At 55.2% G+C, this 25,617-nt stretch carries 26 protein-coding genes and 1 tRNA gene; 24 read left to right on the forward strand and 3 right to left on the reverse strand.

The window, feature by feature from the left end; genetic code table 11:
• Nucleotides 1–63: 63 nt before the first annotated feature.
• From ACI5FR_RS05780 to ACI5FR_RS05795, 4 genes are all read left to right on the forward strand, one after another.
• Nucleotides 64–825 (forward strand): ParA family protein, encoded by a 762-nt coding sequence (locus ACI5FR_RS05780; RefSeq protein WP_405451558.1) that lies wholly within the window; start codon nucleotides 64–66, stop codon nucleotides 823–825.
• On the forward strand, nucleotides 818–1,678 hold the full coding sequence (locus ACI5FR_RS05785) for a ParB/RepB/Spo0J family partition protein (RefSeq protein ID WP_405451561.1): 861 nt from the start codon (nucleotides 818–820) through the stop codon (nucleotides 1,676–1,678). Before ACI5FR_RS05780 ends, ACI5FR_RS05785 begins: the two co-directional genes overlap by 8 nt.
• Nucleotides 1,679–1,820: 142 nt before the next feature.
• Nucleotides 1,821–2,978 carry an aminotransferase class V-fold PLP-dependent enzyme gene (locus tag ACI5FR_RS05790; protein WP_405451563.1) on the forward strand — a complete coding sequence of 386 codons (1,158 nt, stop codon included), beginning with the start codon at nucleotides 1,821–1,823 and terminating at the stop codon, nucleotides 2,976–2,978.
• Between the two features lie 63 nt (nucleotides 2,979–3,041).
• Nucleotides 3,042–3,539: a DUF4446 family protein gene (locus ACI5FR_RS05795; RefSeq protein ID WP_405451566.1), complete on the forward strand. Its 498-nt coding sequence runs from the start codon at nucleotides 3,042–3,044 to the stop codon at nucleotides 3,537–3,539.
• Here the strand turns inward: ACI5FR_RS05795 and yyaC are convergent.
• Nucleotides 3,517–4,128, reverse strand: coding sequence for a spore protease YyaC (gene yyaC, locus ACI5FR_RS05800; RefSeq protein ID WP_405451569.1), 612 nt, complete (start codon nucleotides 4,126–4,128; stop codon nucleotides 3,517–3,519). The genes ACI5FR_RS05795 and yyaC overlap by 23 nt on opposite strands.
• Before the next feature lie 110 nt (nucleotides 4,129–4,238).
• Between yyaC and ACI5FR_RS05805 the strand changes: the two genes are divergently transcribed.
• From ACI5FR_RS05805 to ACI5FR_RS05820, 4 genes are all read left to right on the forward strand, one after another.
• Nucleotides 4,239–4,502 (forward strand): putative Se/S carrier protein, encoded by a 264-nt coding sequence (locus tag ACI5FR_RS05805; RefSeq protein ID WP_405451572.1) that lies wholly within the window; start codon nucleotides 4,239–4,241, stop codon nucleotides 4,500–4,502.
• Between the two features lie 49 nt (nucleotides 4,503–4,551).
• Complete coding sequence (locus ACI5FR_RS05810) at nucleotides 4,552–5,397, forward strand: mechanosensitive ion channel family protein (protein ID WP_405452216.1); 846 nt, start codon at nucleotides 4,552–4,554, stop codon at nucleotides 5,395–5,397.
• Nucleotides 5,398–5,446: 49 nt separating this feature from the next.
• Nucleotides 5,447–5,665, forward strand: coding sequence for a DUF951 domain-containing protein (locus tag ACI5FR_RS05815; RefSeq protein ID WP_405451574.1), 219 nt, complete (start codon nucleotides 5,447–5,449; stop codon nucleotides 5,663–5,665).
• A gap of 111 nt (nucleotides 5,666–5,776) precedes the next feature.
• Nucleotides 5,777–5,867: transfer RNA gene (locus ACI5FR_RS05820), tRNA-Ser, on the forward strand.
• A gap of 92 nt (nucleotides 5,868–5,959) precedes the next feature.
• Here ACI5FR_RS05820 and ACI5FR_RS05825 read toward each other — a convergent pair.
• Entirely contained in the window at nucleotides 5,960–6,145 is a 186-nt protein-coding gene (locus ACI5FR_RS05825; protein WP_405451576.1) for a YjzC family protein, read from the reverse strand.
• Between the two features lie 246 nt (nucleotides 6,146–6,391).
• Here ACI5FR_RS05825 and rpsF point away from each other — a divergent pair, with 246 nt between their 5' ends.
• From rpsF to ftsX, 13 genes are all read left to right on the forward strand, one after another.
• Nucleotides 6,392–6,676 (forward strand): 30S ribosomal protein S6, encoded by a 285-nt coding sequence (rpsF, locus tag ACI5FR_RS05830; RefSeq protein WP_405451579.1) that lies wholly within the window; start codon nucleotides 6,392–6,394, stop codon nucleotides 6,674–6,676.
• Nucleotides 6,677–6,720: 44 nt separating this feature from the next.
• Nucleotides 6,721–7,227 carry a single-stranded DNA-binding protein gene (gene ssb, locus ACI5FR_RS05835; protein ID WP_405451580.1) on the forward strand — a complete coding sequence of 169 codons (507 nt, stop codon included), beginning with the start codon at nucleotides 6,721–6,723 and terminating at the stop codon, nucleotides 7,225–7,227.
• A gap of 21 nt (nucleotides 7,228–7,248) precedes the next feature.
• Nucleotides 7,249–7,539 (forward strand): 30S ribosomal protein S18, encoded by a 291-nt coding sequence (gene rpsR / locus ACI5FR_RS05840; RefSeq protein WP_405451583.1) that lies wholly within the window; start codon nucleotides 7,249–7,251, stop codon nucleotides 7,537–7,539.
• 293 nt (nucleotides 7,540–7,832) lie between these two features.
• Entirely contained in the window at nucleotides 7,833–8,780 is a 948-nt protein-coding gene (locus tag ACI5FR_RS05845) for an ABC transporter permease (protein WP_405451585.1), read from the forward strand.
• A complete protein-coding gene (locus ACI5FR_RS05850; RefSeq protein ID WP_405451588.1) occupies nucleotides 8,774–9,706 on the forward strand; it encodes a carbohydrate ABC transporter permease in 933 nt (310 codons plus the stop codon). Before ACI5FR_RS05845 ends, ACI5FR_RS05850 begins: the two co-directional genes overlap by 7 nt.
• Nucleotides 9,707–9,792: 86 nt before the next feature.
• Complete coding sequence (locus ACI5FR_RS05855; protein WP_405451589.1) at nucleotides 9,793–11,424, forward strand: type 2 periplasmic-binding domain-containing protein; 1,632 nt, start codon at nucleotides 9,793–9,795, stop codon at nucleotides 11,422–11,424.
• Between the two features lie 98 nt (nucleotides 11,425–11,522).
• Entirely contained in the window at nucleotides 11,523–13,862 is a 2,340-nt protein-coding gene (locus tag ACI5FR_RS05860) for a helix-turn-helix domain-containing protein (protein ID WP_405451592.1), read from the forward strand.
• Nucleotides 13,849–15,858 (forward strand): glycoside hydrolase family 20 zincin-like fold domain-containing protein, encoded by a 2,010-nt coding sequence (locus ACI5FR_RS05865; RefSeq protein WP_405451595.1) that lies wholly within the window; start codon nucleotides 13,849–13,851, stop codon nucleotides 15,856–15,858. Before ACI5FR_RS05860 ends, ACI5FR_RS05865 begins: the two co-directional genes overlap by 14 nt.
• 51 nt (nucleotides 15,859–15,909) lie before the next feature.
• Nucleotides 15,910–17,043, forward strand: coding sequence for a hypothetical protein (locus tag ACI5FR_RS05870; protein ID WP_405451597.1), 1,134 nt, complete (start codon nucleotides 15,910–15,912; stop codon nucleotides 17,041–17,043).
• Nucleotides 17,040–17,828 (forward strand): 6-phosphogluconolactonase, encoded by a 789-nt coding sequence (locus ACI5FR_RS05875; RefSeq protein ID WP_405451599.1) that lies wholly within the window; start codon nucleotides 17,040–17,042, stop codon nucleotides 17,826–17,828. The genes ACI5FR_RS05870 and ACI5FR_RS05875 overlap by 4 nt, the downstream gene beginning before the upstream one ends.
• Before the next feature lie 153 nt (nucleotides 17,829–17,981).
• Entirely contained in the window at nucleotides 17,982–19,064 is a 1,083-nt protein-coding gene (locus ACI5FR_RS05880) for a coiled-coil domain-containing protein (RefSeq protein ID WP_405451602.1), read from the forward strand.
• Between the two features lie 97 nt (nucleotides 19,065–19,161).
• Entirely contained in the window at nucleotides 19,162–19,848 is a 687-nt protein-coding gene (gene ftsE, locus ACI5FR_RS05885) for a cell division ATP-binding protein FtsE (RefSeq protein ID WP_405451604.1), read from the forward strand.
• The gene (ftsX, locus tag ACI5FR_RS05890) at nucleotides 19,838–20,755 is read left to right on the forward strand and encodes a permease-like cell division protein FtsX (RefSeq protein ID WP_405451607.1); all 918 of its coding nucleotides are present in this window, start codon (nucleotides 19,838–19,840) and stop codon (nucleotides 20,753–20,755) included. The genes ftsE and ftsX overlap by 11 nt, the downstream gene beginning before the upstream one ends.
• Nucleotides 20,756–20,821: 66 nt before the next feature.
• Here ftsX and ACI5FR_RS05895 read toward each other — a convergent pair whose 3' ends face one another.
• Nucleotides 20,822–22,054 (reverse strand): SGNH/GDSL hydrolase family protein, encoded by a 1,233-nt coding sequence (locus ACI5FR_RS05895; RefSeq protein WP_405451610.1) that lies wholly within the window; start codon nucleotides 22,052–22,054, stop codon nucleotides 20,822–20,824.
• 204 nt (nucleotides 22,055–22,258) lie between these two features.
• Between ACI5FR_RS05895 and ACI5FR_RS05900 the strand changes: the two genes are divergently transcribed.
• From ACI5FR_RS05900 to rplI, 3 genes are read left to right on the forward strand one after another with little or no spacing between them, the layout of a single operon-like run.
• Nucleotides 22,259–23,191 (forward strand): DUF2232 domain-containing protein, encoded by a 933-nt coding sequence (locus tag ACI5FR_RS05900; protein WP_405451612.1) that lies wholly within the window; start codon nucleotides 22,259–22,261, stop codon nucleotides 23,189–23,191.
• Nucleotides 23,192–23,211: 20 nt separating this feature from the next.
• Nucleotides 23,212–25,173: a DHH family phosphoesterase gene (locus tag ACI5FR_RS05905; RefSeq protein ID WP_405451615.1), complete on the forward strand. Its 1,962-nt coding sequence runs from the start codon at nucleotides 23,212–23,214 to the stop codon at nucleotides 25,171–25,173.
• Nucleotides 25,170–25,616, forward strand: a complete 447-nt coding sequence (rplI, locus tag ACI5FR_RS05910) for a 50S ribosomal protein L9 (protein WP_405451616.1) — start codon at nucleotides 25,170–25,172, stop codon at nucleotides 25,614–25,616. The genes ACI5FR_RS05905 and rplI overlap by 4 nt, the downstream gene beginning before the upstream one ends.
• Nucleotide 25,617 lies beyond the last annotated feature (1 nt).

The following is a 25,617-nucleotide window of genomic DNA, read 5'->3' on the forward strand; positions in this document are numbered from 1 at the left end:
ATTTATATTAAATCTATAAAACTATGAGTTTCATTGTTTGATAGGATCATTGAGGTGAATGAGTTGTCGAAAATTATTGCGATTACCAATCAAAAGGGCGGCGTGGGGAAAACCACGACCTCTGTGAACTTAGGCGCGTCGCTGGCCACACTAGGCAAGCGCGTGCTGCTTGTTGATATCGACCCGCAAGGGAATACAACAAGCGGGATTGGGATCAACAAGGCAGACGTAACGCACTGCATCTACGATGTGCTGATTAATGACGTACATCCGAAGGATGCGATAGTAGATACCGCGATACCGAATCTGAAGATTATCCCGGCCACGATTCAACTCGCGGGCGCCGAGATTGAGCTGGTGCCCACGATCTCCCGTGAGGTACGGCTGAAGAAGTCGCTGCATCTCGTGAAGCATATGTTTGACTACATTCTGATTGATTGTCCTCCATCCCTGGGCATCTTGACGATTAATTCGCTCACAGCCTCCGATTCCGTGATCATCCCCATTCAATGCGAGTATTACGCGCTGGAAGGCTTAAGCCAGCTGCTCAATACAGTTCGACTGGTGCAAAAGCACTTGAATACAAGCCTGCAGATTGAGGGTGTCTTGCTGACGATGTTTGACGCGCGTACGAATCTGGGTATTCAAGTCATCGAAGAAGTGAAGAAGTATTTTCAACAGAAGGTGTACCAGACGATTATCCCAAGGAATGTCCGCCTGAGCGAGGCGCCTAGTCATGGGCAATCGATCATTACATATGATCCGAGATCCAAGGGTGCGGAAGTCTACATGGAATTGGCAAAGGAAGTGATCTCCTATGAGTAAACGTTTAGGGCGAGGGCTCGATGCCTTGATACCATCCCTGAATGTGAGCGAAGACGACAAGGTCATCGAGATACCTTTAAAAGAATTGCGTCCCAATCCGTATCAACCGCGCAAAACGTTCAACGAGGATTCCATCAATGAATTGGCAACTTCCATTAAAGAGCATGGTGTCATTCAGCCGATTATCGTTAGATCAGTCCTGAGGGGATACGAAATTATCGCAGGCGAACGCCGATTCCGGGCTTCGCAGCAATGTGGGCTCGAGAGGATCCCGGCGGTCGTACGGAAGTTCACGGATCAACAAGTGATGGAGATCGCTCTGATCGAGAACGTTCAGCGTGAAGATTTGAATGCGATCGAGATTGCGAATGCATACCAAGCGCTTGTAGAGCAATTCTCTCTGACACAGGAAGAGCTGTCGGTGAAGGTGGGAAAGAGCCGGTCGCATATTGCGAACTTCCTCCGCTTGTTGCAATTGCCTGAAGAAATCAAACAACATGTTTCACGTGGAACATTATCGATGGGGCATGCGAGAGCAATCGCAGGCGTGAAGAACGACAAGCAGAAGAAGGAACTTGCCGATGAGGCGATCAAAAACGAGTGGAGTGTTCGCCACCTAGAGGACATGATCAAGCAGTTGGAGGAAGTGTCCGCAAGCGCGAAGGAAAAACCGAAAGAGCTCAACAAGCGGAAAGATCCTTATATCGATCAGCTCGAGGAGAGCTTGAGAAATCGCTATCGAACAACCGTGAAGATCAAACACAGCAACAATAAAGGCAAGATCGAGCTGCTGTATTATTCCAAGGACGATCTGGAGCGATTGTTGGAGCTGCTTGAGGGGAAGATAAGCTAGAGCGAAGTTGAATGTGGCACACAATCAAAACATACCCAGGTCCCGATGTACAACATGCGAGTGTACAGTCGAATCCAGGTATGTTTTTTCAAGCTTAAGAGCAGCGCAAGTCTCAGAAAAGGGGAGAGAGGAGGGAGAAGGCATGAGCATCCTGTATTTCGACCATGCAGCATCATCTTGGCCTAAACCCCCAGCGGTGGTGGAAGCGATGACCCGTTGCATCACCGAGTTCGCAGCGAACCCGGGAAGAGGAAGTCATCAGCTAGGGGTGCGGGCAAGTCGGGTGCTCTTTGAAGGGAGGAAGCAGCTGGCACAGCTATTCGATATTGCCAACCCTAACGACATCAGCTATGCGCTCAACACGACGGCTGCATTGAACTTGGCGATCAAAGGGTACGTAAAGCCGGGCGATCACGTCATCTGCACGGGCGTAGAGCATAACTCCGTCAGAAGGCCGCTAGAGTACATGCGGACTCACCATCAGGTGCAAGTCAGCTATGCCCCTATGGATGTACAAGGAAATGTGGATCTGCAGCAGCTCGAGCGGCTCATTCAGCCGAACACCACACTAATGGTGTGCAATCACAGCTCGAATCTGCTTGGGACGATATTACCGCTTGAAGCGATCGGGGCGATGATGAAGAAGCATGGCGTCAAGCTGCTGGTAGATGCGGCACAAACGGCCGGCGTGCTGGAGATCGATGTGCAAGCAATGGGCATCGATATGCTCGCCTTCCCGGGTCATAAAGGACTTCTCGGACCCCAAGGCACCGGAGGGTTATATATTGCGCCTGACCTAGAGCTCGAACCACTGCTTCACGGAGGGACGGGCAGTCAATCCGAAGCGATCGAACAACCGAAAGTGCGGCCGGATCGATATGAAGCCGGGACGCAGAACACGGTGGGGATCGCGGGACTTGTCGAAGGTGTCAAATTTATCCGGAATGAGACCGTAGAACGGATTCATACTAAGGAATGGACTCAAATCCAGATGCTGATGGAGGGCCTCATGGCCATTCCGGGCGTCGTTCTGTATGGCCCCGAACTGGGGGTGAACAAGACCGGAATCGTCGCGTTCAATGTCGCGCAAGCGGAAGCGTCCGAGGTTGCCTTCATCCTCGACCAATCGTTTCAGATCGCAGTGCGGTCCGGGTATCATTGTACGCCGCTAGCCCACGAAACCGCAGGTACATTCGGCAGCGGGGCTGTACGAGCCAGCATCGGGTATTACACCACGAACCAAGAAGTGGAGCAATTCATCCATGCCATCCAAGAGATCAGCCGGCACTATGCACACTAAGATAGGGAAACAAGCCATGTTCGGATAGAGGATGTAAACAGAGTAGAAAGAAGGACATAGAGAATGAGTGTGGAGGAGTGGCTTCCCCCGGCGGCAGTCGCATGGCTGTCGCTAGGACTAGGGACAATCGTACTTGTATTATTCATATGGCTGATCGCGATATCCAACAAACTGAAGAAGCTGCGCACACGGTACATGCAAGTGATGAACGGCGGCAGCGTGAGTAATATCGAGGAACTGCTTATTCAACTGAATCATCGTCTGGATCTGCATGAGGAAGAAATGCAACAATACAAAAACCGCCTCTCGGTAGCGGAAGCGGTCCAGAAAAAGATGAAGTCTCGAGTCGGCGTGTATCGCTACAATGCATTCGGAGATCGAGGGAGCGATCTCAGCTTCTCGGTCGCCATCGTGGATGAATCGTTAGATGGAGTCGTGCTAACCGGGATCCATGCCCGGGATGAGACGTACATCTACGCCAAACCGCTCGATAAAGGGCAATCTTCCTACGCGCTCTCCCCGGAAGAGAAGGAAGCGATCAGTCGATCTTCGGGTAGCTGAAGGCATGAATCCGTTGGGACATCAGCATGGCACGGAATAACGTTCGTGCGATAATCTCGGACATGTTCATCACCAGGCTGAGCCGTGTGTTCTGGAGAACGAAGTATTCCATGAACCCGCCTACATTCACAATGCCGGTCAGGTGCATATCGCCGACAGGGCTGAGCTCCTTCTGAACGCCGGCTCCCGGCTTCACCGGTCCATCGGCCACGGTGATGTGCCCCACGCTGGACAACTGTCCTAGACAAGCGTCGATCGCCACAATATACGCATTGGGGAACAGGCGTTCGATGTGCTGGACGGTGTCATTCAGATTCATAGCGTGCACGGGCTCGTCCAGCGTGCCGAATACATGAAGACCGCTATAATGATGCTTGGACAAATGCGTGCCCACGAGAGGCCCTAGAGAGTCGCCTGTGGAGCGGTCGGTGCCGATACAGACGAATACAATGGGTTTGGACAACGGAACGCGAAGGAAGTAATCGTAGAGCCGCTGAGTGAGATGTTCGGTTACATTCGACTCGGTATAATTGAACTTCGAATTCGATACGGACTCGGTCTTGTTCTGAAATCCTAACGAGAACTTCATAAGGTTCCTCCGCATGCTTGTAATTTTTACTAGTATACGAATAAAAGAAAAGATTTATACGTCTGAAATGGAAGATTGGCCCGATTCCGTAGAAAAGAAGGAGGGGGCGAATGGCAACCGATATTCTGGTCATTGCGTTCGATTCCACGCAGCAGGCGCTGCGAACGGAGATGCTGCTCGAGTATGCCGACATCGAGATCGATATCCGGCCGACCCCCAAAGAAATAACCGCTGGCTGCGCGCTCAGCATTGAGTTTCCGGGCGATCGGCTGGAGGAAGTTCGGACGATCATCCGTACGGAGTCGGTCGAGATCCGGGGCATTTTCAGCCCTTTACCGGGCGGCGGCTATGAGCCGCTTCAAACAGACAACTAAGTGACAGCCGAGATGAACAAATCAGCAGGAGGAGAAACCCGTGGTACGAATGTTGGAAGGATGGAGCTGGAGTGAATTCAAGCAGGAGCTATGGGGGCAATTCGCGGATCCCGCCATCTGGATCAAGTACGGCACGATCGCAATCAAGGTCATCCTGATCCTGATCATCGGGCGTTTCGTCCATCGGATCGCCGCGAAGGCGCTTAGCCATATGATGACGGAGCGGGATCGATCGCCGCTCAAATTCAATCCCCGCCGCGCGAAGACGTTAGGGAAGCTGGTGGGCAACATCATTTCCTACACGGTGAACTTCATCGTCATAATGATGGTCCTGAACCAATTCGGATTCAATCTGGCTCCATTGCTCGCAGGGGCAGGCGTAATCGGCCTAGCGATCGGGTTCGGGGCGCAGAGTTTAGTCAAGGACGTCATTACAGGCTTCTTCATTATCTTCGAGGATCAATTCGCCGTCGGCGACGTCGTCCAGATCGGGACGAATAAAGGGACGGTGGAGGAGATCGGCATACGGGTCACGCGGATCCGCAGCTGGACGGGGGAGATGCACATCATTCCCAACGGGACGATCGCGCAGGTTACGAACTTCTCGGTCAACAACTCGCTTGCGGTGCTGGATATTACGATCGCCTATGACGCTGATATCGATCGGGCGATTGCGCTGATCAAGGAAACGCTGCATGCGGGGTATGAAGGCAACGAGAATATCGTGAAGGAGCCGGAGGTACTCGGCGTGCAGACGATGAGTGCGAGCGATGTCGTGATCCGGGTCATCGCCGAGTGCAAGCCGAACGCCCAGTCGGCCGTGTCCCGGCAAATGAATGCGCTGATCAAGAAAGCGTTTGACCAGAAAGGCTTGAAGTTCCGCACCCAAGTATAACGTTCATTTCATAAGCTTCGAAAAGCTAACAAGGAAGGAGGGAAGAAGCGTGGAGCGCAAGCAGTTCCAGTTGGGCGACATCGTCCAGATGAAAAAGCCGCATCCGTGCGGGGCGAACGAGTGGGAGATCATCCGCATGGGCATGGATATCCGCATCAAATGCGTTAACTGCAAGCACAGCGTCTTGATTCCGCGCGTGGAGTTCGAGAAGAAAATGAAGAAGGTGCTGATTCCGAAGAATGAGCCGCCGGCCACAAGCGAAGGGTAATCGAACGCACTGCGAATAGCCATGAATTGGATCAATTAAAGGTTGCAAAATGGGTGCAATCTGTGCTACAATGCTTTTTGTCGGCATTTTCGAATGCCGCTAGGCCAATGCGGAAAGATACCCAAGAGGCCCAAGGGGGCTGACTCGAAATCAGCTAGGCGTCGCAAGGCGTGCGTGGGTTCGAATCCCACTCTTTCCGCCACCATACGCAATGTTAGGACGACCCGCAGGGGTCGTTTTTTATTTATTGAAAGCCTATGTCCCTTTGTGGGGAATTGGAAGAAGGGAATGAAATCAATCATTCCCTTTCTTCGTCCATTTACGGTCCTTGTTCTTCGTCTCCGGGAACTTATCCCCAGCCTTGAGCGTAATTTGTTGAGGATCGGTTATCCCCATGTGGAAATCGTTCTCGCCGATCTCGATGTACGTGCCGTTGTTCGGTGCCCGCATACCGGGCTTGAACTCGGTCTGTTCACCCATTTCGCAATCCCTCCTAGGTTGTGCAGCATGTGACCATTGCCATACTAGTATGAGGAGGGGAAGCGCGGATTAACCATGGGAACGATGCCCAACCGAGCCGTCGATTGGCGTCGATTGGCGCCACAATCAACTTGTAATGGCCTGGGCGTTCTGCTATTATATTATAGTGCGAGTTTTGAACAGCAAGTCTCGCTCCTTGCTCTCGAGTCTACGAGGGCCTTAAGTCCAAGAGGAGGTGAATTAATCATGCGCAAATACGAAGTGATGTACATTATTCGTACTGACATTGAACAAGAAGCAGTTCAAGCGGCGGTCGAAAAATTCCAAGGCATCATCAGCAATGGTGGCGAAATCACAAAGCATGACGTTATGGGGAAACGCCGTCTAGCGTATGAGATCAACAAGTTCCGTGATGGGCATTACGTTCTGGTCCATTTCAATGCGAACCCTGACGTGGTTGCAGAACTTGAGCGCGTAATGAAGATTTCCGACGAAATCATTCGTTACCTGATCGTAAAAGACGTCGCTTAATCTCGGCATGCCGAGTGGAACGTTCGTGATGGGGAGGAATTGAATTGTTAAACCGTGTTATTCTGATCGGTCGTCTTACCCGGGATCCGGAACTGCGCTACACTCCAGCGGGAGTGGCGGTTACGCAGTTTACGCTTGCGGTAGATCGTCCGTTTACTAATCAGCAGAGCCAGCAGCGAGAAGCCGACTTTATCAACATTGTCACATGGAGACAGCTCGCCGAGCAATGCGCGAACTACTTGCGCAAGGGGCGGTTGACGGCGGTAGAGGGCCGCATTCAAGTGCGCAATTACGATAACAACGAAGGCAAGCGGGTATACGTGACCGAGGTAATCGCGGACAACGTACGTTTCCTGGAGTCGGCGAACAGTGCAAACAACCAGCGTGAGGAAGCACCTCCGTTTCAAGATGAAGGTGGAGGTAGAAATTACGGTGGGGCTGGATCGAGCGGAGGTAGCCGCAACAGTGGCGGGAACGCACGGACCAATTCAGATCCATTCTCCGACGATGGCAAGCCCATCGATATTTCTGATGATGATTTACCATTCTAGGTAGAAAGGAATGACAGTCGCATGAGCATGAACAACCGTAGAGAAGGCGGCAGCGAAGAGCGCGGCGAACGCAAGTTCTCCCGCGGCAAGGGCGGTCGCAACAAGCGCCGCAAAGTCTGCTACTTCACTGTAAACAAGATCAAGCACATTGACTATAAAGATATCGAAACGCTGAAGAAATTCGTTAGCGAGCGCGGGAAGATTCTTCCTCGCCGTGTAACCGGGACTTCCGCGAAGTATCAGCGTGCGTTGACGATCGCGATCAAGCGTGCACGGACCATCGCATTGCTTCCTTACACAACCGATAACTAAGATTCACCCTGCTGCAGGCCGCGCTCACGCGCGGCCTGTTTTTTTGTGCACGGGAAGTATACCGCAGGATAGAAGGAAATTGTGCATCGATGCTTGAACTACGAAATACTTACACCAAGGACCGTCCGGGCAACCGACGGTTTTCCTATTTTTGGACTATTCTCTCCCATCCGGGTCATGGTTTGGACCCGAAATGTGAAGTTTGGAGTATAATCCGATGATGCAATCATTGTTGGACTATCCCAGCCTTGCTATACTCAAGGCACATATCGACCGGAGGAGGGAGTAAGGTTATGGCGATGGCGCCTTCCAGCCCCGCGGCCCAGAATCGAAAACGCAATCCGACATGGATGCTGTTCCTGAAGTACAAATATTTGTATTTGCTTATGCTGCCGGGGTTTGCTTATTTCCTTATCTTTCATTACATCCCGCTCTATGGGATTACATTAGCCTTCAAGAACTTTCGGATCCGGGACGGCATCTTGGGCAGCCCTTGGATCGGCTTGGATAACTTTCGCATCCTGTTTGCCAGCCCTACTTTTTTAAGCGTTTTCAAAAACACGATCATAATCGGCTTTTACAAGCTTCTGTGGGGGACACCGGCTCCGATCTTGCTCGCCCTGCTGATCAATGAGATTCGCAGCCTCTCCTACAAAAAGCTCATTCAAACGCTGTCCTACATGCCGCATTTTCTGTCGTGGATTATCGTATCCGGCTTGTTCCTGCAGCTGCTCTCCCCTGGAACCGGGCCCGTTAACTATGTGATCAAGCTGCTCGGCTTCGATCCGATCTATTTCCTGGGCGATTCCAGCTGGTTCCGGACGATGATGGTCCTGACCGGCATGTGGAAGTCGATAGGCTGGGACTCGATCATCTACTTGGCGGCACTCGCCACGGTGAACCCGGAGCTGTATGAGCAGGGGGAGATCGACGGATGCTCACGCTTGCAGCGCATTTGGTACATTACGCTTCCTTCGATCAAGTCCGTGATCATCATCCTGTTCATTCTGAACGCGGGGTCGATCATCGACGACAACTTCGACCAGATCTTCAACTTCCTGAACGACTCGGTGTTGGGTGTAGGCGACGTGCTCAGTACCTATGTGTATCGAATGGGGCTGGTTGAGATGAAGTATAGCATGGCGACCGCCATCGACTTGTTCAAGAACGTAATCGCATTCATCCTCGTGTTCTCAGCGAATTTCGTGGCTAAGAAAGCGGGGGAGGAAGGCATATGGTAAATTCAGCCTCAGACGCAAGCCGACGTTCCCAGGTGAAACCAGGTGCCCGGCGTCAACAAGGCCGGTTGAAGCGGATAACCGGGTTCGACTGGTTCGTGAACATCAGCGCCGCGCTCATCGGCATCAGCATGGTATACCCGCTGCTGCACATTCTCGCCCTGTCGCTCAGCACGGCGAATACCGTCAATTTACCGGGGCTTCATATCATCCCGAAGGAATTTTCCTGGGAGGGCTATCGATTCATTCTCGATTCGTCCTATATATGGTCTGGCTACAAAAATACGATAATCCGTGTCGTCGCGACAACAGCTTTAGGGCTGCTAGTCACGATGGGGTATGCGTACCCGCTAGCCAAGAAGAAGCTTCCTGGACGCACGGCGCTTACGCTCTTCATCGTCGTGACGATGTTCGCGAGCGGGGGCCTCATCCCCCATTACTTGAACATCAAGAACCTCGGGCTCTTGAATTCCTACTGGGCGCTTATTCTCCCGCTGCTGGCCAAGCCGTTCTACATTATCATCATGCGGAATTTCTTCATGGGCATTCCAGAAGAGCTGGAGGAAGCGGCGGAGATGGACGGAGCGAACGCGATTCACATCTTGTTCCGGATTATCGTGCCGGTCTCGATGCCGGTCATCATGACGATCAGTCTCTGGACGATCGTGGATCAATGGAACCGCTGGTTCGACGCCCTTATCTACATTACCGACCCGGCCAAGTATGTACTGCAAGTGGTGTTGAGGCGCATCATTTTTGAATCATCGGTGGAGATCACAGGCGCTAACCTGGTGGAAAGGGCGGTGGTATCGTCGGAGGTGGTGAAGAACGCCACGATTATCGTCGCGACCCTTCCGATCCTGATGGTATATCCGTTTATTCAGAAGTATTTTGTGAAAGGCGTTATGATGGGCTCGTTGAAAGGATAGGGGTGGTTTTTGCAGCTGGGCTGCGCCCAAGCGACGTAGACCTCAGTGTAAAAATAAAAGAACTTCCATAGGGAGGGTATGCAAAAATGAAGAGAAAGCGATGGGTCACGCTCAGTCTCGCCATGGTGCTGGCGGTGACGACGCTGGCGGGCTGCAGCGGCAATTCGAGCAAGGAGCCTGACAATGAACCGGCTAAAGAAGTCAGCCAAGTGGATTCGGACAAGTACAAGCCGAACGACGGCAAAGTGTACAACATTGCCTGGCTCGCCGCGCCGATCAACGCTCCCGTACCGGATACGGCGGAGCTCAAGGCTTACTGGGAGAAGAAATATAATGTCAAGTTCAACCTCTGGTACATCGAGCGCGCCAAATGGCAAGAAATCTTGAACGTCAAGATCGCGGCCGGGGAGTTCCCGGATGTGATCTACGTCGATGACGCCAACATCCTGAGCAGTTATTACAATCAAGATCTAATCATGGAGCTGCCGCTCCCGCTCTTGGAGAAGCTGGCGCCGAAGATTACCGCCGAAGTGAACAAAGTGAAGCAGCAGGAAGGCTTCGATCCATGGATCACGACTAGAATGGATGGCAAAAACTATGGGATTCCGCGGTTCAACGATAGCGGCGCCTATCCGTTCGTGTCGATCTGGCGCGAGGATTGGCTGAAAAACGTAGGGATTACGAAGGTCCCGGAGACGCTGAAAGAATATGAAGAAGCGTTCTACAAGTTCGTCAACGACGATCCGGACAAAAACGGCAAGAAGGACACGTATGCGTTGTCGTCTGGCTACGGCAGCGAGCCGTTCGCTGCAATCTACGGGGCGTTCGGCTACATTCCGACCTACTGGTCAGTGAAGGACGGCAAGATGATATACGGCGGCATTCAACCGGAAATGAAAGAGGCGCTCACCTACTTGGCGAAGTGGTACAAGGATAAGTTGATCAACCCGGAATTCATCACCGGAGAGAACCGCGGTGGACACTGGTCGATCTCGCAGGATTTGATCGACGGGGTGATCGGCTACTCCAATAATGGGCCGTTCTACGTCAACGCACCGCCTCCGATCGGAGCAGCCGAGGGCGGCAAGATGTACCGGACGTTCGCCTCGGCGCACAAGAACGACGGAGCCAAGATGGTGACCGGCCGCACCCCAATCGGTCCGAACGGCAAGAGCGGCAGTGTTCGCTGGGGAGTCGTTACCGGCATCTCGATCGCCTTTTCGAAGAAGTTGGAGAAGGAACCGGATAAGCTGGGCAAGATTCTGCAAATCATGCAGGACATCGGAACCGACTTCGATACGTGGAAGATCGCCAACTATGGGTTGGAAGGCACGCATTACGCAATGGAGAACGGGAAGTTCAAGGACCTGCTGCCGAAGGGCAAGCCGGTTGAGGAGTTCGGGCTCGGGTCGACGTTCACGGCGTGGGAAGCATCCGGAATGGTGAAGCGTTGGGATCCGGCTTATTACGAGTATGCGGACAAAGTAGCTACGTTCTCGAAGGAATACACGAACGCCCTGTACACGCGGTTGCCTTCCATGGATACGTACGGGGATGAACTGAACAAGCTGCAGAAACAGACGTATCTTGAGATCATTACCGGCAAAAAGCCGATCGAGGCGTTTGACGAGTTCGTGAAGAAGTGGAATTCTTCCGGCGGCACCAAGCTGATCGAAGAAGCAAACAAATGGTATACATCCGTCAATTCTTCCAAATAGTCAAGCTGAATCCGCTTACATCACGGCTCAAAAACCAGTAGAATAGGAGATAGAATCATAGCCTCAGGACAAATCTAATGGATTCGGGTTGATGCGGAATGGCTTCCATTCGGAATATCATCGGCACGCTCTACTTCAAGATGTCGCTGTCGTTCATCGTGATCATTATCATTTTGGTGACTAGCGTCAGCATGACGACGAGCTATATTTTTCTCGGCAACTACGAGCAGGAGCTCCGGCAAAAAAACACGCTGATCCTCGACCAGTTGAAGGAAAACGTCGACCAGTTCATTCTGGAAGCGTCGGATAAGCTCATCACTTACTCGATCAGCACCGATGCCGATGTGATGAAGCTGTTCCGCTTGCCCGTGGAGGGGAACGAGTTCTATATCCAGGAAGCGGCTGCCCGCATTACGAACCTGATCAACTCGAATCCGCTCTACCATAGCATTTTCATCTACTACAAGGCGAATGAGCTCGTCGTCAGCAATTACGGCACGTATTATTTGAATCAAAAAGTGGATCGGGCTAGAGAGTTTCGCTGGCTGACCGAGGGAACGAAGCCGCGGGGCAACTGGAACGGGATGAAAGGCTTCAAGCCGTACCCGACGGTGAACGACTCGCTCTCAAGGGATGTGATCGCCTATGCGAAAAAATACCCGTTCAGCGAGAACATGTCCCTGAATTTGGGCACGATCGCGGTCACTATCGACTACGATAAGCTGTTCCAGCAGATGGAGAGCCTGTCGAGCGCCGTATTCGGCGAGATGTACGTCCTCGATGCGCAAGGCAACGTGATGTACGACAGCACGAGAAAGCACACGTTCCAGAAGTTGGCCGAACTCCCGCTGCTGAAGCAGGTGATGGAGAAGGACCAGGACTACACGCCGATCGAGGAGAACGGTGAGAAGAAGCTCGCCTTTCAGACGAACTCCTCGGTGAACACATGGAAATACGTGAATGTCGTGCCGCTCGATCTGTTCCAGCAAGAGCTGGCATCGGTTAAAAAGACGTCATTCGCGATCGCCGTCGCAGCCATCTTGGTGTTCATCGCGATCTCGATGTTCTGGGCCCAAAAGCTGTACCGGCCGATCGGGCAGCTCGTCCAGCGGACGAAGCACGTCATGCGGGAGCTGCTGTTGACCGATCAGGAACTGAGGAAGGATGACAAAGCACTGGACTATGCGTTCGACCACCTGGTGCTGAAGATCGGGGAGCTGCAGAACAAGATCGTCATCCATGAGCCGCAAATCAAAAATAGTGTGCTGACCAAGCTGTTCGAAGGCAAATACGGACAGGAGGCGGAGGTGGAGCGAGAGCTGGAGCAGTTCCGGATCTCGTTTCCGTTCCCGCATTTCTTCTGCTTGACCATCAAAGCACTGGAGACGGAGCCGTCTGATCCTGTCGTCCGCGATACGTTCTACTCGAATCTCGTGTACTATATCGAGCATGTCGACGCCCAAGACTGTGTGAAACTGGCGACCGACGCGGTGGACGGACATGTGCTCGCGCTCATCAATTCCCGGGACTACGCCAGTGTCGTGCGCTTCGTCAAGGATCTGATCGAGTACGGCACGCAGCGGTCGGGCATGCGGCTGTTCATCGGGATCGGGGAGGGACGAAGCCGGCTGGTGGAGGTAAGCCGCTCCTATGCCGGAGCGAGCCAGGCGCTGCAATATGCGTTCGTCCATCCGGAACTAGCCATCTTCTCCGAAGGCGAGACGAGCGAGCGAGAGCGAATGGCGATGCCGTTCCCAGGGGGATACAGCGATAAATTCGAGAAGGCATTGAACGAAGGCAACATGGAAGCGATCCAAGATTGCCTGGGAAATATGGTCGTCCTCTTGAGACGCAAAGAGTACGCCTTCCAAACCGTGCAAAAGCAGCTTTTGCTGCTCGCGGCCATCGTGCACCGCAAGCAGAAGGCGGCCGGATTGGAGCAGTTGGCGCTTCTGCCGAACGATATGCTGAGCGAGAAGTTCCTGGAGCGCAACCACATCCACGATGTGTTCCGCCTGCTGGCATCGGCATGCCGAGAGCTGGTCGAGGCGGTACAGCAGCAGAGGGACAACCGGGTGACCGCCGAGCTCGCCCAAATGCAAGCTTACATTCAGCAGCTCGTGCTGGAAGGGCGGCCGGAGGAGATCACGCTCCAAGAGGTGGCCGACCAGTTCAACAAAAACGCCAACTACCTCAGCAAGCTGTTCAGTGAAGGAATCGGCGTAACGTTCAAAGATTATGTCATCAATCTGAAGCTGATGGAAGCCGAGAAGGCGCTGCACAATCCGAACGTGAAAATCAAGGACGTGGCCAAGGACATGGGCTACGAGAACATCAGCTATTTCATCCGCATCTTCAAGCGGAAATACGGGTGTACGCCCAAGGAATATTTGCATCATATCCATTATTTGAAGGAAGAGGCCCATGAGCGAATATAGGTTGATCCCAGAGCCGAAGCGGATTGTCTATGGAGCGGGATCTTTGCAAGGCGGACCGGGTACGGAATTGGCCGTCGGAGGAGCGGCGAACATTTTGGAACGGGTACATGCGTCTGTATCCGAGCTGATGCGGATTTGGCAGCAGGGAACTCTGGAGGGCGAGCAGGACGAGCAGGACGAGAAAGCCGAGAGGCCGCTCAACAAGGGGACCGTGGTACTCCGCTTGGAATTGGTGCCCGCAGTTGATTCGGAGTCCCTATGGTTGCGCCCGGAAGGATACGAGCTAGACATAAGTGCGGAAGGAATTCAGATTCGCGCCGTTGAAGCGGCAGGGGTGTTCTACGGTCTGCAGACGCTGATTCAGATCGTGAAGCAGGCGAGGGGAGGCGTCCTAGCGTTTGTTCATATCGAGGATGCGCCGGATTTACTGCAGCGGGGCGTTCTGGTAGATTTGAGGTTTCAATCGTATCGGATGAACTACTTGATCGATTTCGTAAAAAGGATAGCCCAGTACAAAATCAACGTGTTGAGCATCGAGTATAGCAACAAGTTTCCGTATCGCGACCGGTTTGCAGTCATTCGAGACGTCAACGCGTTCACCACGGAAGAGGTGGACCGGTTCGTGGCGTGTTGCCGGGACCATTTCATCGAGCTCATTCCCATGGTGCAGTCATTTGGCCATATGGAATATGTATTGCACCACGACCATTTCCGCTATTTGCGGGAGGACCCCAACTATGCCTCGCAGTGCTGTCCGCTGCACGAAGATTCCATCGAGATGACGCGCGAGCTGCTTGGACAAATTCAGGAGACGCACAAGCACTCGACGAAGCTGTTCATCGGCGGGGACGAGACGTTCCATCTTGGCAAATGTCCGAAGTGCAGCGCGTTCGTCGACCAGCAGGGCAAGGGCGGGCTGTACGTCCATTATGTCAACCAATTGGCGGATGTAGTGCTGGAGCTGGGGCTCGAACCGATCACATGCTCCGATATGCTGCTTGCATACCCCGAGTCTATCGACCGCCTGCACCCTCGGTATGCGATCGCCGATTGGGATTACTGGACCGTCGAAGCGTCGCCGCCGTTCATGAAGGATTGGAAGACAAAGCAGCAAATTCCGCTGGCGAAAGTGGAAGAGCTGCCGGGTGAGACGAAGCAATTCTATAAACAGCATCTCATTCGAGAAGACGGCACGTACCGAGCGTTCGGGTATACGAACTATTTCATCGAGCGGGGCTATTCGACGTATGCCTTGCCTTCTACGGCTGCTGTAGGCCCCGGTTGCTACTGGGTGCCGCGGTACGGCGTGCATGCGCCGAATATAGTCCAGTACATCCAGCATGGCAAGCGGTACGGAGTCGTTGGCGTCTTAAATACAATCTGGGAGCGCAGTCTGTTCGAGACGACGCTGTACGGCATCGTCCTGGGGGCGGAGTACAGCTGGGGGCAGCCCAGCGGCGGGGTCGACCAGCTAAACCGGAATTTCGCAGCCCTGTATTTCGGCTTGTCTTCCCCGGACGCAGTGAACGCCTTCTACCGGCTAAGCGAGCCCTATGCGATCGTCGAGAAGCGGTTCCCGCGCATTTACACGAACAGGCTGTACGGACGCGAAGACATCCCGATGGCGGACATCGCCGCGAATGAACAGCTGGAGCGGAATATCGAGGAGACGAAGGCGCTGTTCGAAGCGCTCCAAAAAGAAGTGAAGTGGAACGAATATACGCTGGAGCAATGGGCGCTGGGGGCCGCGATCAAGCGGTTCTGGCTGGGCGTGGTGCAAAGCTATGCCCGTTTGAAAGGCGCAGCGGAGCAGGATGCGGCTCGGGTGGAAGGCGAAATTGAAGCGCTGGACAAACAGCTCGCCCCGCTTAAGGCCGACATCGCCGAAGTGCTGATCAAGAGCATGCCACTGGAAAAAGTGGTGCACAAAAACGAAGAATCGTTCCAGCTCTGGAACGAATTGAAGGCGGAGCTGCGAGCCGGCACATTCCGCTAGATGGAAGTGACACGCTCCAGCTGGAAAGCGAAAGGGAGAGGGGAATCGAGGATGGCGGTAGGGACGCGCTTGGAAGGAAACGTCACGTCCTGGATCGATCCGGAATTCGGCTATCGGATCGTACAGCCGATGGAGCAGGATCACAATCGAATCATGTATTTCACGAGCAATTGCTTCTGTCGGGACAATCAAAGCTTGCTGATCTCTTCGGTGCGGGACGGCGTCGAGAACTTCTACAAGCTGAACTATGAGGATGGCACCTGCCTCCAACTGACCGATGAACCGGGCATTGTCGTATCGCAGGCGCACTACGATAAAGGGCGCGACACGCTCTATTACGCCCTGGGCCATTCCATCAAGAGCGTGCACCTCGAGACGCTAGAGTCGAGAACCGTCTATAGCGGGGAGTCGGCGTGCGCCTCGATCGGTGTGACATGCGACGGCCGCTATTTGATCTCCAGCATGAAAGTGCCGTACCGCTACAGCGGCAATGACGGCGAACCGCGGGAGATGCAGCTGTACCGGTTGTTCAAGGTCGAGCTGGCCACCGGCGAGTGGAGCCGCATCTTGGACCGAAGCTTCGAGCTCGACCACATTCAGTGCAGCCCGACCGATCGGGATTGGCTCCTATTCTGCGCCAGAGGCTTCTACGCCACGCATCACCGCATCTGGGGCACAAGCCTCGACGGCACCCGGGGTGGGGCGCTCGGACCGGAGCAGCCCAACGAGCACCGGACGCACGAGTACTTCACCCCGGACGGCGTGCGGATTGCGTACCATGGGAAATTTTACGCCGTGGGAGACGAGGGCCGATACAAGAACATCGGACATACGTGGGGCTCGATGAACGCCGATGGCACGGACGACCGGTATTACCGTTGCTTGCACGGGAAACAGGCCGGACACAGCAGCATGTCGCAACAGGGGCGCCAGGTTGTGGCCGATGGGAACGACTATCTCAGCATGGTCCGGCTTCACGAGGGGACGCAAGAGGCGGAGTTCGTTCCCCTGTACCGGCACGGCTCGAGTATGAAGGGTAACTTCGTCCACGCCCACCCCTGCTTCAGCAACGATGATCGATATATCGCCTTCTGCACCGATCATGGCGGGACACATAAGGGGAATGTTTATTTGCTCGACCTGCACAGCCAAACTAGCCCATCGAAGGGAGCGAGGCAAACATGATAAACCGAAATCAACTCGTGAGGGCGTTCCAGAAAGACCAACTCGCCGTTAGCGTTTATGAGAGCCGATTGGCCTTGAGCCGGGCGGCCGCCGAGGATGTGTCCGCCACGATGAAGCGATTGCTGGCCGAGCAGGAGACGATCAGCATGATCTTCGCGCCGGCGGCATCGGCGACGGACTTCCTGGCTGCGCTGGTAGCCATCGAAGGAATCGCATGGGAGCGGGTGTACGGGTTCCACTTGGACGAATATGTGGGCAAGAACATGCAGCGCATCTCGGCCTTCGCGCAGCAGCAAGTGTTCGGGAAGGTGCCGTTCAAACAAGTGTTCTTCATGAACGGGGACGTGGAGGATGTGCACGCCGAATGTGAGCGGTACGGCGGCCTGCTCCGCGAATACGGGGCGGATATAGCATGCATCGGCATAGGCGAGAACGGCCATCTGGCCTATAATGAGCCGCATGTGGCGGATTTTCAAGATCCGCACTTGGTGAAGCCGATTACCCTGGACGAAGTCTCGCGCCGCCAGGCCGTCAAGGATCGCACGTTCGCCACGCTCGAGGAAGTACCGCAGATGGCGCTAACGATGACGATGCCGGCCATCTGCTCGGCGAAGCATATCTTCACCGTCGTGCCCGACGAGCGGAAGAACCGCGCGGTCCGCGATACGCTCGAAGGTCCGATCACGACCGACTGCCCGGCGTCGTGGCTGCGCAACTGCCCGCAGGCGAGGCTATACCTCGACCGCGATTCGGCGGGGTTGTTGTCGGCGGAGACGATCGCTTGATACGAGACGTCATATAGGGAGCTTACGTCACCTCCGCTCGGACTCCCGAGTAGGGGTGACGTTTCTTTGTGAGGCGTCCGCATGGCATTTTTTTTATCGTCACCCCCTGGGATTCATGATATAGTGGATATCAGGAAAGGACGTGGGAGTCGGATGCGCACCAGGCTGCGTCGCTTCGCCCTTCTCATCTTCATCGGGTTCTTGCTGGCGACCGTACCTGCACCGTCCTACACAGCCGCGGATGAGCTAGAGGAGATCCGGGGACTCCTGCAGCAGGGGCTCACGATACACGAACTGGACCGGGAGATCGCCGGCCTGTCGGTGAAGGAGCTGCAGATGACGCTGCAGATCGTGGAGAACCAAGAGCGGCTGAAGGAAAAGGATGAGCAAGTCAAGCAAAAGCGCGAGCACGTGAAGCACGTGCTGCGGGCGTATTATAACGGGGGGCGCAAGCCGGTATGGGCGATGCTGCTGTCGGTGAGCAGCTGGCGGGATGCCCTCTACGTGCTGGAGCAGACCCAGATCGTCGCGAAGAATGACAAGCGGGCGATGGACCGCTACATGACCGCATATAAGGAAATGAAGACGGCCACCGAGCAGCTGGAAGCGTCCCGAACGGAGCTTCGGGAGCTGAAGGCACGGTTCGAGGCGCAGAAGGCGGAGCTGAAGCTGCAGCAGGAGGAATTGGACCGCAAGCTGGCCGCGCTGCCCGTAGGGAATACGGCGCTTGAGCAAATCAACGACTCCAATAAGCAGTGGCAAGAGAAGGGGCTGCCGCAAGTCCGCGTCTACTTCTCCGCACTGGCCGAGAACATGAAGAAGCTGCAGGAGCTGATCGACCAGAAGCCGGAGATGCTCGTGCTCAAGGGGCGCAGCTACTCGTTCCAACTGAAGGATACGGATTTCAACGACTTCCTCCACGCGAAGAGCAAGGAACTGGAGACGCTGTCGTTCACGTTCGAGGAAGGGAAGATCACCGTCCTGGGCAAGCAGGAGGGGACGGAGATGCGGATGGTCGGACGCTACGAGCTGGAGGAGACGAAGAAGGAAGCGATTCATTTCCTCGTCGACGAGCTGTGGTACAACGGGCTGCAGCTGCCGCCGGGCACGGTGAACGAGCTGAAGGAAACGAACGACCTGAGCTTTTATCCAAGCAAAATTGCTTCATACTTGCAGGCCACAAGCGTCCAGACGACGCTCGGGAAGCTGACGATTGACTTGAAACTCAACTTTTAGCCCCTAACGGACTGCGGGTTCGGTACGGGCTTTTTTCACCTTACTCGACCTGATGCAACATTGCCAAGTCATACTTTACAGAAGGATGTGATTTCGGTTGATAGAAATGCAGGACGTATGGAAGACCTATCCGGACGGAACTTCCGCGCTGAACGGCATTAACGTCAAAATCGTTTCCAACGAGTTCGTGTATGTGGTGGGACCCTCTGGAGCCGGGAAGTCCACGTTCATGAAATTAATCTACCGGGAAGAGCGCCCTTCGAAAGGCCATATCTTCGTCAACGGCTTCAACCTGGAGCGGCTGAAGCCTCGTAAAATCCCTTACGTAAGACGCAACATCGGCGTCGTCTTCCAAGACTTCAAGCTGCTGCCGAAGCTGACGGTCTATGAAAATATCGCGTTCGCCATGGAAGTGGTAGAAGCGCCGAAGAAGCTCATCAAGAAGCGGACGATGGAAGTGCTCGAGCTCGTGAAGCTGCGGGAGAAGGCAGGGGCGTATCCGAATCAGCTGTCCGGCGGCCAGCAGCAGCGGGTGGTCATCGCGCGGGCGATCGTGAACAACCCGACCGTCATTATCGCGGATGAGCCTACCGGCAACCTCGACCCCGAGAACTCTTGGGAAATCATGAAGCTGCTCGAGGAGATCAACTTCCGCGGAGCGACAATCGTCATGGCCACACACAACAAAGAAATCGTCAACACGATGCGCAAGCGTGTCCTCGCGATCGAGAAGGGCCATATCGTGCGGGATGAGGTCAAAGGGGAGTACGGGTATGAAGATTGACACGATGGTGCGGCACCTGAGGGAGGGGGCGAGGAGCGTGGTGCGGGGCGGCTGGATGTCGTTCGCCTCGGTGAGCGCCATCTGCATCTCGCTGTTCATCCTCGGGCTGTTCCTCCTGCTCGCCCTGAACATCAATTTCTTGGCAACCCAAATTGAGAACCAGGTCGAGATTCGAGTGTATATGGAAGTCGATGCGAACCAGCAGCAGATCGCGGCTGTGAAGGACGAGCTGACCGCGATGGCCGATGTGAGCAAAGTGACATTCGTCTCGAAGGAAGAGGGCCTGGTGATCCTGCGGGAGAAGCTGGGCGAGGACAGCAAGGAGCTGCTCGAAGGCTTCGAAGGGGCGGAAAATCCGCTGAACGACTCGTTCACCGTAGAGGTGCGCGATCCGCGGTCGGTCGAGCAAACCGCTCTGCAGATCGAGGCGATCAATAGCGGCAAGAACCCGGCGCCGATCTATAAGGTGAGCTACGGCAAAGATACGGTCAAGAAGCTGTTCCAGATCACGACGACCGTGCGCAACGTCGGCCTCGTGTTCGTGGCGCTGCTCGCCCTGACGGCGATGTTCCTCATCTCGAATACGATCAAAATGACGATCGTCGCCCGCCGCCGCGAGATCGGCATCATGAAGCTCGTCGGCGCGACGAACGGCTTCATCCGCTGGCCGTTCTTCATCGAGGGGGCGCTGCTGGGCCTGATCGGGTCGCTCCTGCCGACGATCGTCCTGCTGTTCGGCTACTGGCAGTTCGTCGACTACAGCAAGATGGAGCTCGGGCTGATGCTCATCCAGCTGCTGCCTCTAGGCGAGGTCGTCGCAAAGGTCGGAGGACTGTTGCTTGGGATCGGCCTGGCGATCGGGTTGATCGGCAGTGGCTTCTCGCTCCGCAAGTTCATGAAGGTATAAAATAAAACCCGTTCCGCTGGGCGACAATCACCTAGGTGGAACGGGTTTTGGTTTGCAGTCCGTTGGTTATTTATTGATGTAAGCCGTGTGGCTGCCGCCTGCATATTGCACGTCGAGCCCCAGGCCTTCGACCATCAGACGAAGCGGGACATAGGTTTTGGTCTCGCCTGCGATCTCATAGAAGAGCGGCAGGTCTTGGATCGTCTTGGTCGTGCCGTTGATTTTCATCACGTTCGAGTCGATCGTTAGTTCGACTTGGTTGCCGCCCAGCTTGATCACCGCTGTATTGGTGGCCCCAACCCACTCCACGTTCGCCCCTAACGCTTCCGTATACTCGCGGAGCGGCACGAAGGTCGAGTCGTTGATCAGGGTCGGCAGGAACGGCGTATCGAGCGTCCGGCCGCCTACGACGACCGTGATCAGGCCTTCGACGCGAGTTACCGTTTTGTAGTCGCCCCAGATCGTCTTGGCGAACTGCTCGGCAATCGCCGCGTACCCGGCTTGGGTCGGATTCACGTCGAGGACGGAGATGTGCGTATAATTGCCTTCCTTGCCCACGAATTGGGCTGCAACCGGTGCGATCTGAATCGCGTATTGTTGATCAGCGAACGATTTTACGGTTGTCTGCAAGATCGTATCCATACTCGCTTTGATCGGCTGGAGTCTAGCCGCAAGTGCCGCGAGAACAGGGGGGATCGGGAAGTATTGGTCGGCGATAACGACTTTTACTTTAGGATTTACGGCATATACAGATTTTAGAGCCGCTTGCAGGTTGTCGCCGTACGTTTTCAGCTTTTCATCGGCGAACGCCTTCAGCTTCTCATCCGTATTCAGCTCTCGATAGCGCTCCACAATGTCGGTACCGATATCATTGAGGCCGATTGTGAGGGTGACGTGAGTGGCGGCTTTCAGGTCGGTCTTGATTTGCGCTACAGGGAGTGTCTGGTCCTTCAACGCTTCCAGGTCGCTCTGAATATCGGCGCCTTTCACTTCCGTACCGGCGACGACGGCTTGCAATAGCTTGTTCAGCCCGGTGCTCGTCAGCCCGACTACTCCGTAATTGGCTACAGAGGCGCGGCCCCGGAACAGCGCTTGCTCATACACCCGATCTACGTAGCCATAGTACGACACGCCGGCTTCCAGGTCCGGTTCGTAGCCCGCTGTGATCGAATCGCCCAACGCCACGATCCGTGTGGCCGGTGTGGTCTCGGCGAAGGCCGATAAGGGCACACTGACCAAGAGGAGCACGGCCAGGAGCAGGGCGGCCATCGTAACGGTTCTAGGTTTCTTGCTTCGCATAGGAGTCCCTCCAACAATAAGTTCTCTATCCATTTCTTTCATTCTACACGGGAGGGTCAAAAACCTTTTCTGCCGTGCAATTAAACCCGGGGACTCGGGGCTAAAACAGCTCTGTCCGGCTCCCGTCACCCCTGAACGTCGATAGGGCAACCGTCTCGCTTTTGTGATATAATGAACAGTAATTTGGGTACGAGGTGACATTTGTTGAAAAAGCAGCCGTTGCTTTGGAGCCTCATCTACATGGTGCTGCTCTTGCTTACGTTTACGCCGCTCGTCCTGGTGACGATCAATCTAATGATGATTCCGCTGGTCGTCCTGTTCGTGCAGCTGGATTGGAAACGATTCCTCGTGCACAACGTCGTCGTGCTGCTTGCGGTCTATGCGATTTCGTTCGTGTTCGGCGTCTCCTCGCTCGGGACGGTGGCCGCGATTCTGTTCCTGTTCTTCCTTATCCCGAGTGTCGTGATGGGTACGCTCTACAAGCGGAAGGCTACGGCGCGCAGCGTGCTGACCGGCGGTTTCGTCGCGATGCTCGTGCAGCTGCTCGTGCTGCTGCTCATCCTGACGGTGTCCGGCTACCATGTGATTAACGAAATGCGGGATTACATGAGGAGCAGCCTCGATACGCTTCCGGCGGAGCTGAAGAGCGTCGTGCCGACCGAGATGCTGGATCAGATCCTGCAGGTGATGACCCAACTGCTGCCGCTTTACTTGATCGGATTCTCGCTCTACTACTCCATCGTGACGCACTGGCTCTCGCGCAAGGCGCTTCTCCGCGCCGGAGTGGCCGTGGCGGGCTTCAAGCGGGCGAAGGACTGGATGCTGCCGCGTTCGCTCATCTGGTATTATCTCGCCGCCCTCGTGCTAAGCTATGTGTTTACCGAGCCGGATGATTCCATGATTTTCATGATTTTGCTGAATATTATGCCGCTCATGATGTTTGCCTTTGCGGTACAGGCGTTCGGCTTCCTGTTCTTCCTCGCGGATATTCGCGGTTGGCCGAAGGCGCTGCCCCGGGTACTCACCGTAGTGGGCATCTTCGTTCTCCTGTTCATTCCGATGCTCATGCAGTTGGTCAGTCTGCTCGGGCTGTTCGATGTGGCGTTTCCGATCCGGGAACGGTTTAAGAAAACATAACGAGTTCAGGGAGCAACAGTATGCCGAAGTTTCTGGTGAATCGATGGCACGGTCTGCATATGTACGGACTGATCGGGCTCGTTCTGCTCTTGTCCGGCGGTCTGATGGTCTACGAATGGATTCTGGGCGTAATCGGCCTAATCCTGGGCGGTGTACTGGTCTTCTACACGATCCGAGCGGAGATGGCGTTCCGCGAAGACTTGACCGAGTATGCCGCCACGCTGTCGCATCGGGTGAAGAAGGCCGGCAACGAAGTGTTCAACGAACTGCCGATCGGCATTGTTCTGTACGACGAGGACCGGACCATCCAGTGGAACAATCCCCATATGGCGCAGCTGCTGAAGCGGGATTCGCTCATCGGCGAAGGGTTGTATGAGCTGTTTCCTTCGCTCAAGGGCAAGACGGACAAGGACGGCCGGCTCGAGCTGAATGTCGGAGCGCTCATCTATCAGGTGATGGTGAAGGCGGAGCATCGCCTCCTGTATTTCCAGGACGTCACGGCGCTCAGCACGATGAGCAAACGGTTCGAAGAAGAGAAGATCGCGATCGGCATTCTCATGCTGGACAACGTGGACGAGGCCACGCAGGGGATGGACGATCAGACGCGCAGCCTGACGCTGGCCAAGACGACGGGCGAGATCACGGAATGGGCGCAAAAATACGAAGTGTTCCTGCGGCGCACGGCGTCGGACCGTTTCCTGATCCTGATGAACAACCGATCGCTGCGCAAGCTGGAGCAGTCCCGGTTCGAAGTGCTGGATGACGTGCGCGACCTGACGATCGAGAACAAGGTGCCGATGACGCTCAGTATCGGGATCGGGGCGAGCGGCGACAACCTGACGGAGCTGGGGCAGTTCGCCCAAACGAGCTTGGACATGGCGCTTGGGCGAGGCGGCGACCAGGTCGCGGTCAAGGTCGGGCAGCGCTTAAGCTTCTACGGCGGCCGCTCGAACGCGGTAGAGAAGCGGACGCGAGTCCGGGCGCGAGTCATCTCGCACGCGATGCGCGATCTGATCCGGGACAGCGACAAGGTCGTCATTATGGGCCACCGCTTCCCGGATATGGACGCCATCGGTGCCGCGATCGGCGTGCTCAAGGCGGCTCAGGTGAGCCAAAAGGAAGGCTACATCGTGCTGGAAGGCGTCAATCCGTCCATTCAGCGGCTGATGGAGGCGATCCGGGCGGATGAGCGGTTGTTCAAGTGGTTCATCACGCCGGAGCAGGCGATGCAGATTATGACGCCGCGCAGCTTGGCCGTCGTCGTCGACACGTCCAAGGCTTCGATGGTGGCCGAGCCGAAGCTGCTGCAGACGACGCAGCGCATCATGGTGATCGACCACCATCGGCGCGGGGAGGAGTTCCTGAGCGAGGCGACGCTCATCTATATGGAGCCGTACGCGTCTTCGACATGCGAGCTCGTGACCGAGCTGCTCCAGTACTTCCAGGAGCGGCTCACGATGGAGGTGCTGGAGGCCACCGCGCTGCTCGCCGGCATCACCGTGGACACGAAGAGCTTCGCCCTGCGCACGGGAGCGCGCACGTTCGAAGCGGCTTCGTTCCTGCGGCGCAACGGCGCCGATTCAGGCCTCATCCAGCGCATGCTGAAGGAGGACCTGGAGGCGTTCAACCGGAAGGCGGAATTGATCAAGCACACAGAAGTGCTCTATGAACATATCGCCGTGGCCGTGACCGCTCCGGGCAGCAAGTACCCGCAGCTGCTCATCGCCCAGGCGGCGGACACGCTGATCAACATGACGGACATCATGGCTTCGTTCGTCGTCAGCGAACGGCCGGACGGCTTGATCGGGATCAGCGCCCGGTCGCTCGGGGAGATCAATGTGCAAGTCGTGATGGAGCGTCTTGGCGGCGGGGGACACCTGACGAATGCCGCGACTCAGCTGGAAGGCAAGGTTGAGGACGCGGTCGTCAGGCTGAAGGCCGTCTTGGCGGAAATTAATGAAGAGGAGGGGCTATTCGAATGAAAGTCATTTTTCTGAAGGATGTCAAAGGGCAAGGCAAAAAAGGCGAGGTCAAGGACTTGTCCGAGGGCTATGTGCGCAATTTCTTGCTGCCGCAGAAGCTGGCGGCCATCGCTACGGATGGCAATGTGAAGGTGCTCGAGCAGCAAAAGCAAGCGGAGAAAAAGAAGAAGGACAAGGAAAAGGAAGACGCCCAGGCGCTCGCGGCCAAGCTCGCCGAGGTGACGGTCGTCATCAAGGCGAAATCCGGCGAGGGCGGCCGGCTGTTCGGCTCCATTCCGAGCAAGCAGGTGGCCGAGGAGATGGAGAAGATGGGCTTGTCGGTCGACAAGCGCAAGATCCAGATGGACGATGCAATCCGTACGCTGGGCGTCACGGTCGTGAACATCAAGCTGCATCCTGAAGTTACGGCTCAAGTGAAGGTTCACGTCGTCGAGGAGAAATAAA

The organism is Paenibacillus sp. HJGM_3 (genome assembly GCF_045062745.1).
Taxonomy (GTDB): Bacteria; Bacillota; Bacilli; order Paenibacillales; family NBRC-103111; genus Paenibacillus_AA.

Coding starts and splice junctions, on each gene's coding strand:
- ACI5FR_RS05785 (WP_405451561.1), top strand. CDS start 818: ATGAGTAAACGTTTAGGGCGAGGGCTCGATGCCTTGATACCATCCCTG.
- ACI5FR_RS05790 (WP_405451563.1), top strand. CDS start 1,821: ATGAGCATCCTGTATTTCGACCATGCAGCATCATCTTGGCCTAAACCC.
- ACI5FR_RS05795 (WP_405451566.1), top strand. CDS start 3,042: ATGAGTGTGGAGGAGTGGCTTCCCCCGGCGGCAGTCGCATGGCTGTCG.
- yyaC (WP_405451569.1), bottom strand. CDS start 4,128: ATGAAGTTCTCGTTAGGATTTCAGAACAAGACCGAGTCCGTATCGAAT.
- ACI5FR_RS05805 (WP_405451572.1), top strand. CDS start 4,239: ATGGCAACCGATATTCTGGTCATTGCGTTCGATTCCACGCAGCAGGCG.
- ACI5FR_RS05810 (WP_405452216.1), top strand. CDS start 4,552: ATGTTGGAAGGATGGAGCTGGAGTGAATTCAAGCAGGAGCTATGGGGG.
- ACI5FR_RS05825 (WP_405451576.1), bottom strand. CDS start 6,145: ATGGGTGAACAGACCGAGTTCAAGCCCGGTATGCGGGCACCGAACAAC.
- rpsF (WP_405451579.1), top strand. CDS start 6,392: ATGCGCAAATACGAAGTGATGTACATTATTCGTACTGACATTGAACAA.
- rpsR (WP_405451583.1), top strand. CDS start 7,249: ATGAGCATGAACAACCGTAGAGAAGGCGGCAGCGAAGAGCGCGGCGAA.
- ACI5FR_RS05845 (WP_405451585.1), top strand. CDS start 7,833: ATGGCGATGGCGCCTTCCAGCCCCGCGGCCCAGAATCGAAAACGCAAT.
- ACI5FR_RS05850 (WP_405451588.1), top strand. CDS start 8,774: ATGGTAAATTCAGCCTCAGACGCAAGCCGACGTTCCCAGGTGAAACCA.
- ACI5FR_RS05855 (WP_405451589.1), top strand. CDS start 9,793: ATGAAGAGAAAGCGATGGGTCACGCTCAGTCTCGCCATGGTGCTGGCG.
- ACI5FR_RS05860 (WP_405451592.1), top strand. CDS start 11,523: ATGGCTTCCATTCGGAATATCATCGGCACGCTCTACTTCAAGATGTCG.
- ACI5FR_RS05865 (WP_405451595.1), top strand. CDS start 13,849: ATGAGCGAATATAGGTTGATCCCAGAGCCGAAGCGGATTGTCTATGGA.
- ACI5FR_RS05870 (WP_405451597.1), top strand. CDS start 15,910: ATGGCGGTAGGGACGCGCTTGGAAGGAAACGTCACGTCCTGGATCGAT.
- ACI5FR_RS05875 (WP_405451599.1), top strand. CDS start 17,040: ATGATAAACCGAAATCAACTCGTGAGGGCGTTCCAGAAAGACCAACTC.
- ACI5FR_RS05880 (WP_405451602.1), top strand. CDS start 17,982: ATGCGCACCAGGCTGCGTCGCTTCGCCCTTCTCATCTTCATCGGGTTC.
- ftsX (WP_405451607.1), top strand. CDS start 19,838: ATGAAGATTGACACGATGGTGCGGCACCTGAGGGAGGGGGCGAGGAGC.
- ACI5FR_RS05895 (WP_405451610.1), bottom strand. CDS start 22,054: ATGCGAAGCAAGAAACCTAGAACCGTTACGATGGCCGCCCTGCTCCTG.
- ACI5FR_RS05905 (WP_405451615.1), top strand. CDS start 23,212: ATGCCGAAGTTTCTGGTGAATCGATGGCACGGTCTGCATATGTACGGA.
- rplI (WP_405451616.1), top strand. CDS start 25,170: ATGAAAGTCATTTTTCTGAAGGATGTCAAAGGGCAAGGCAAAAAAGGC.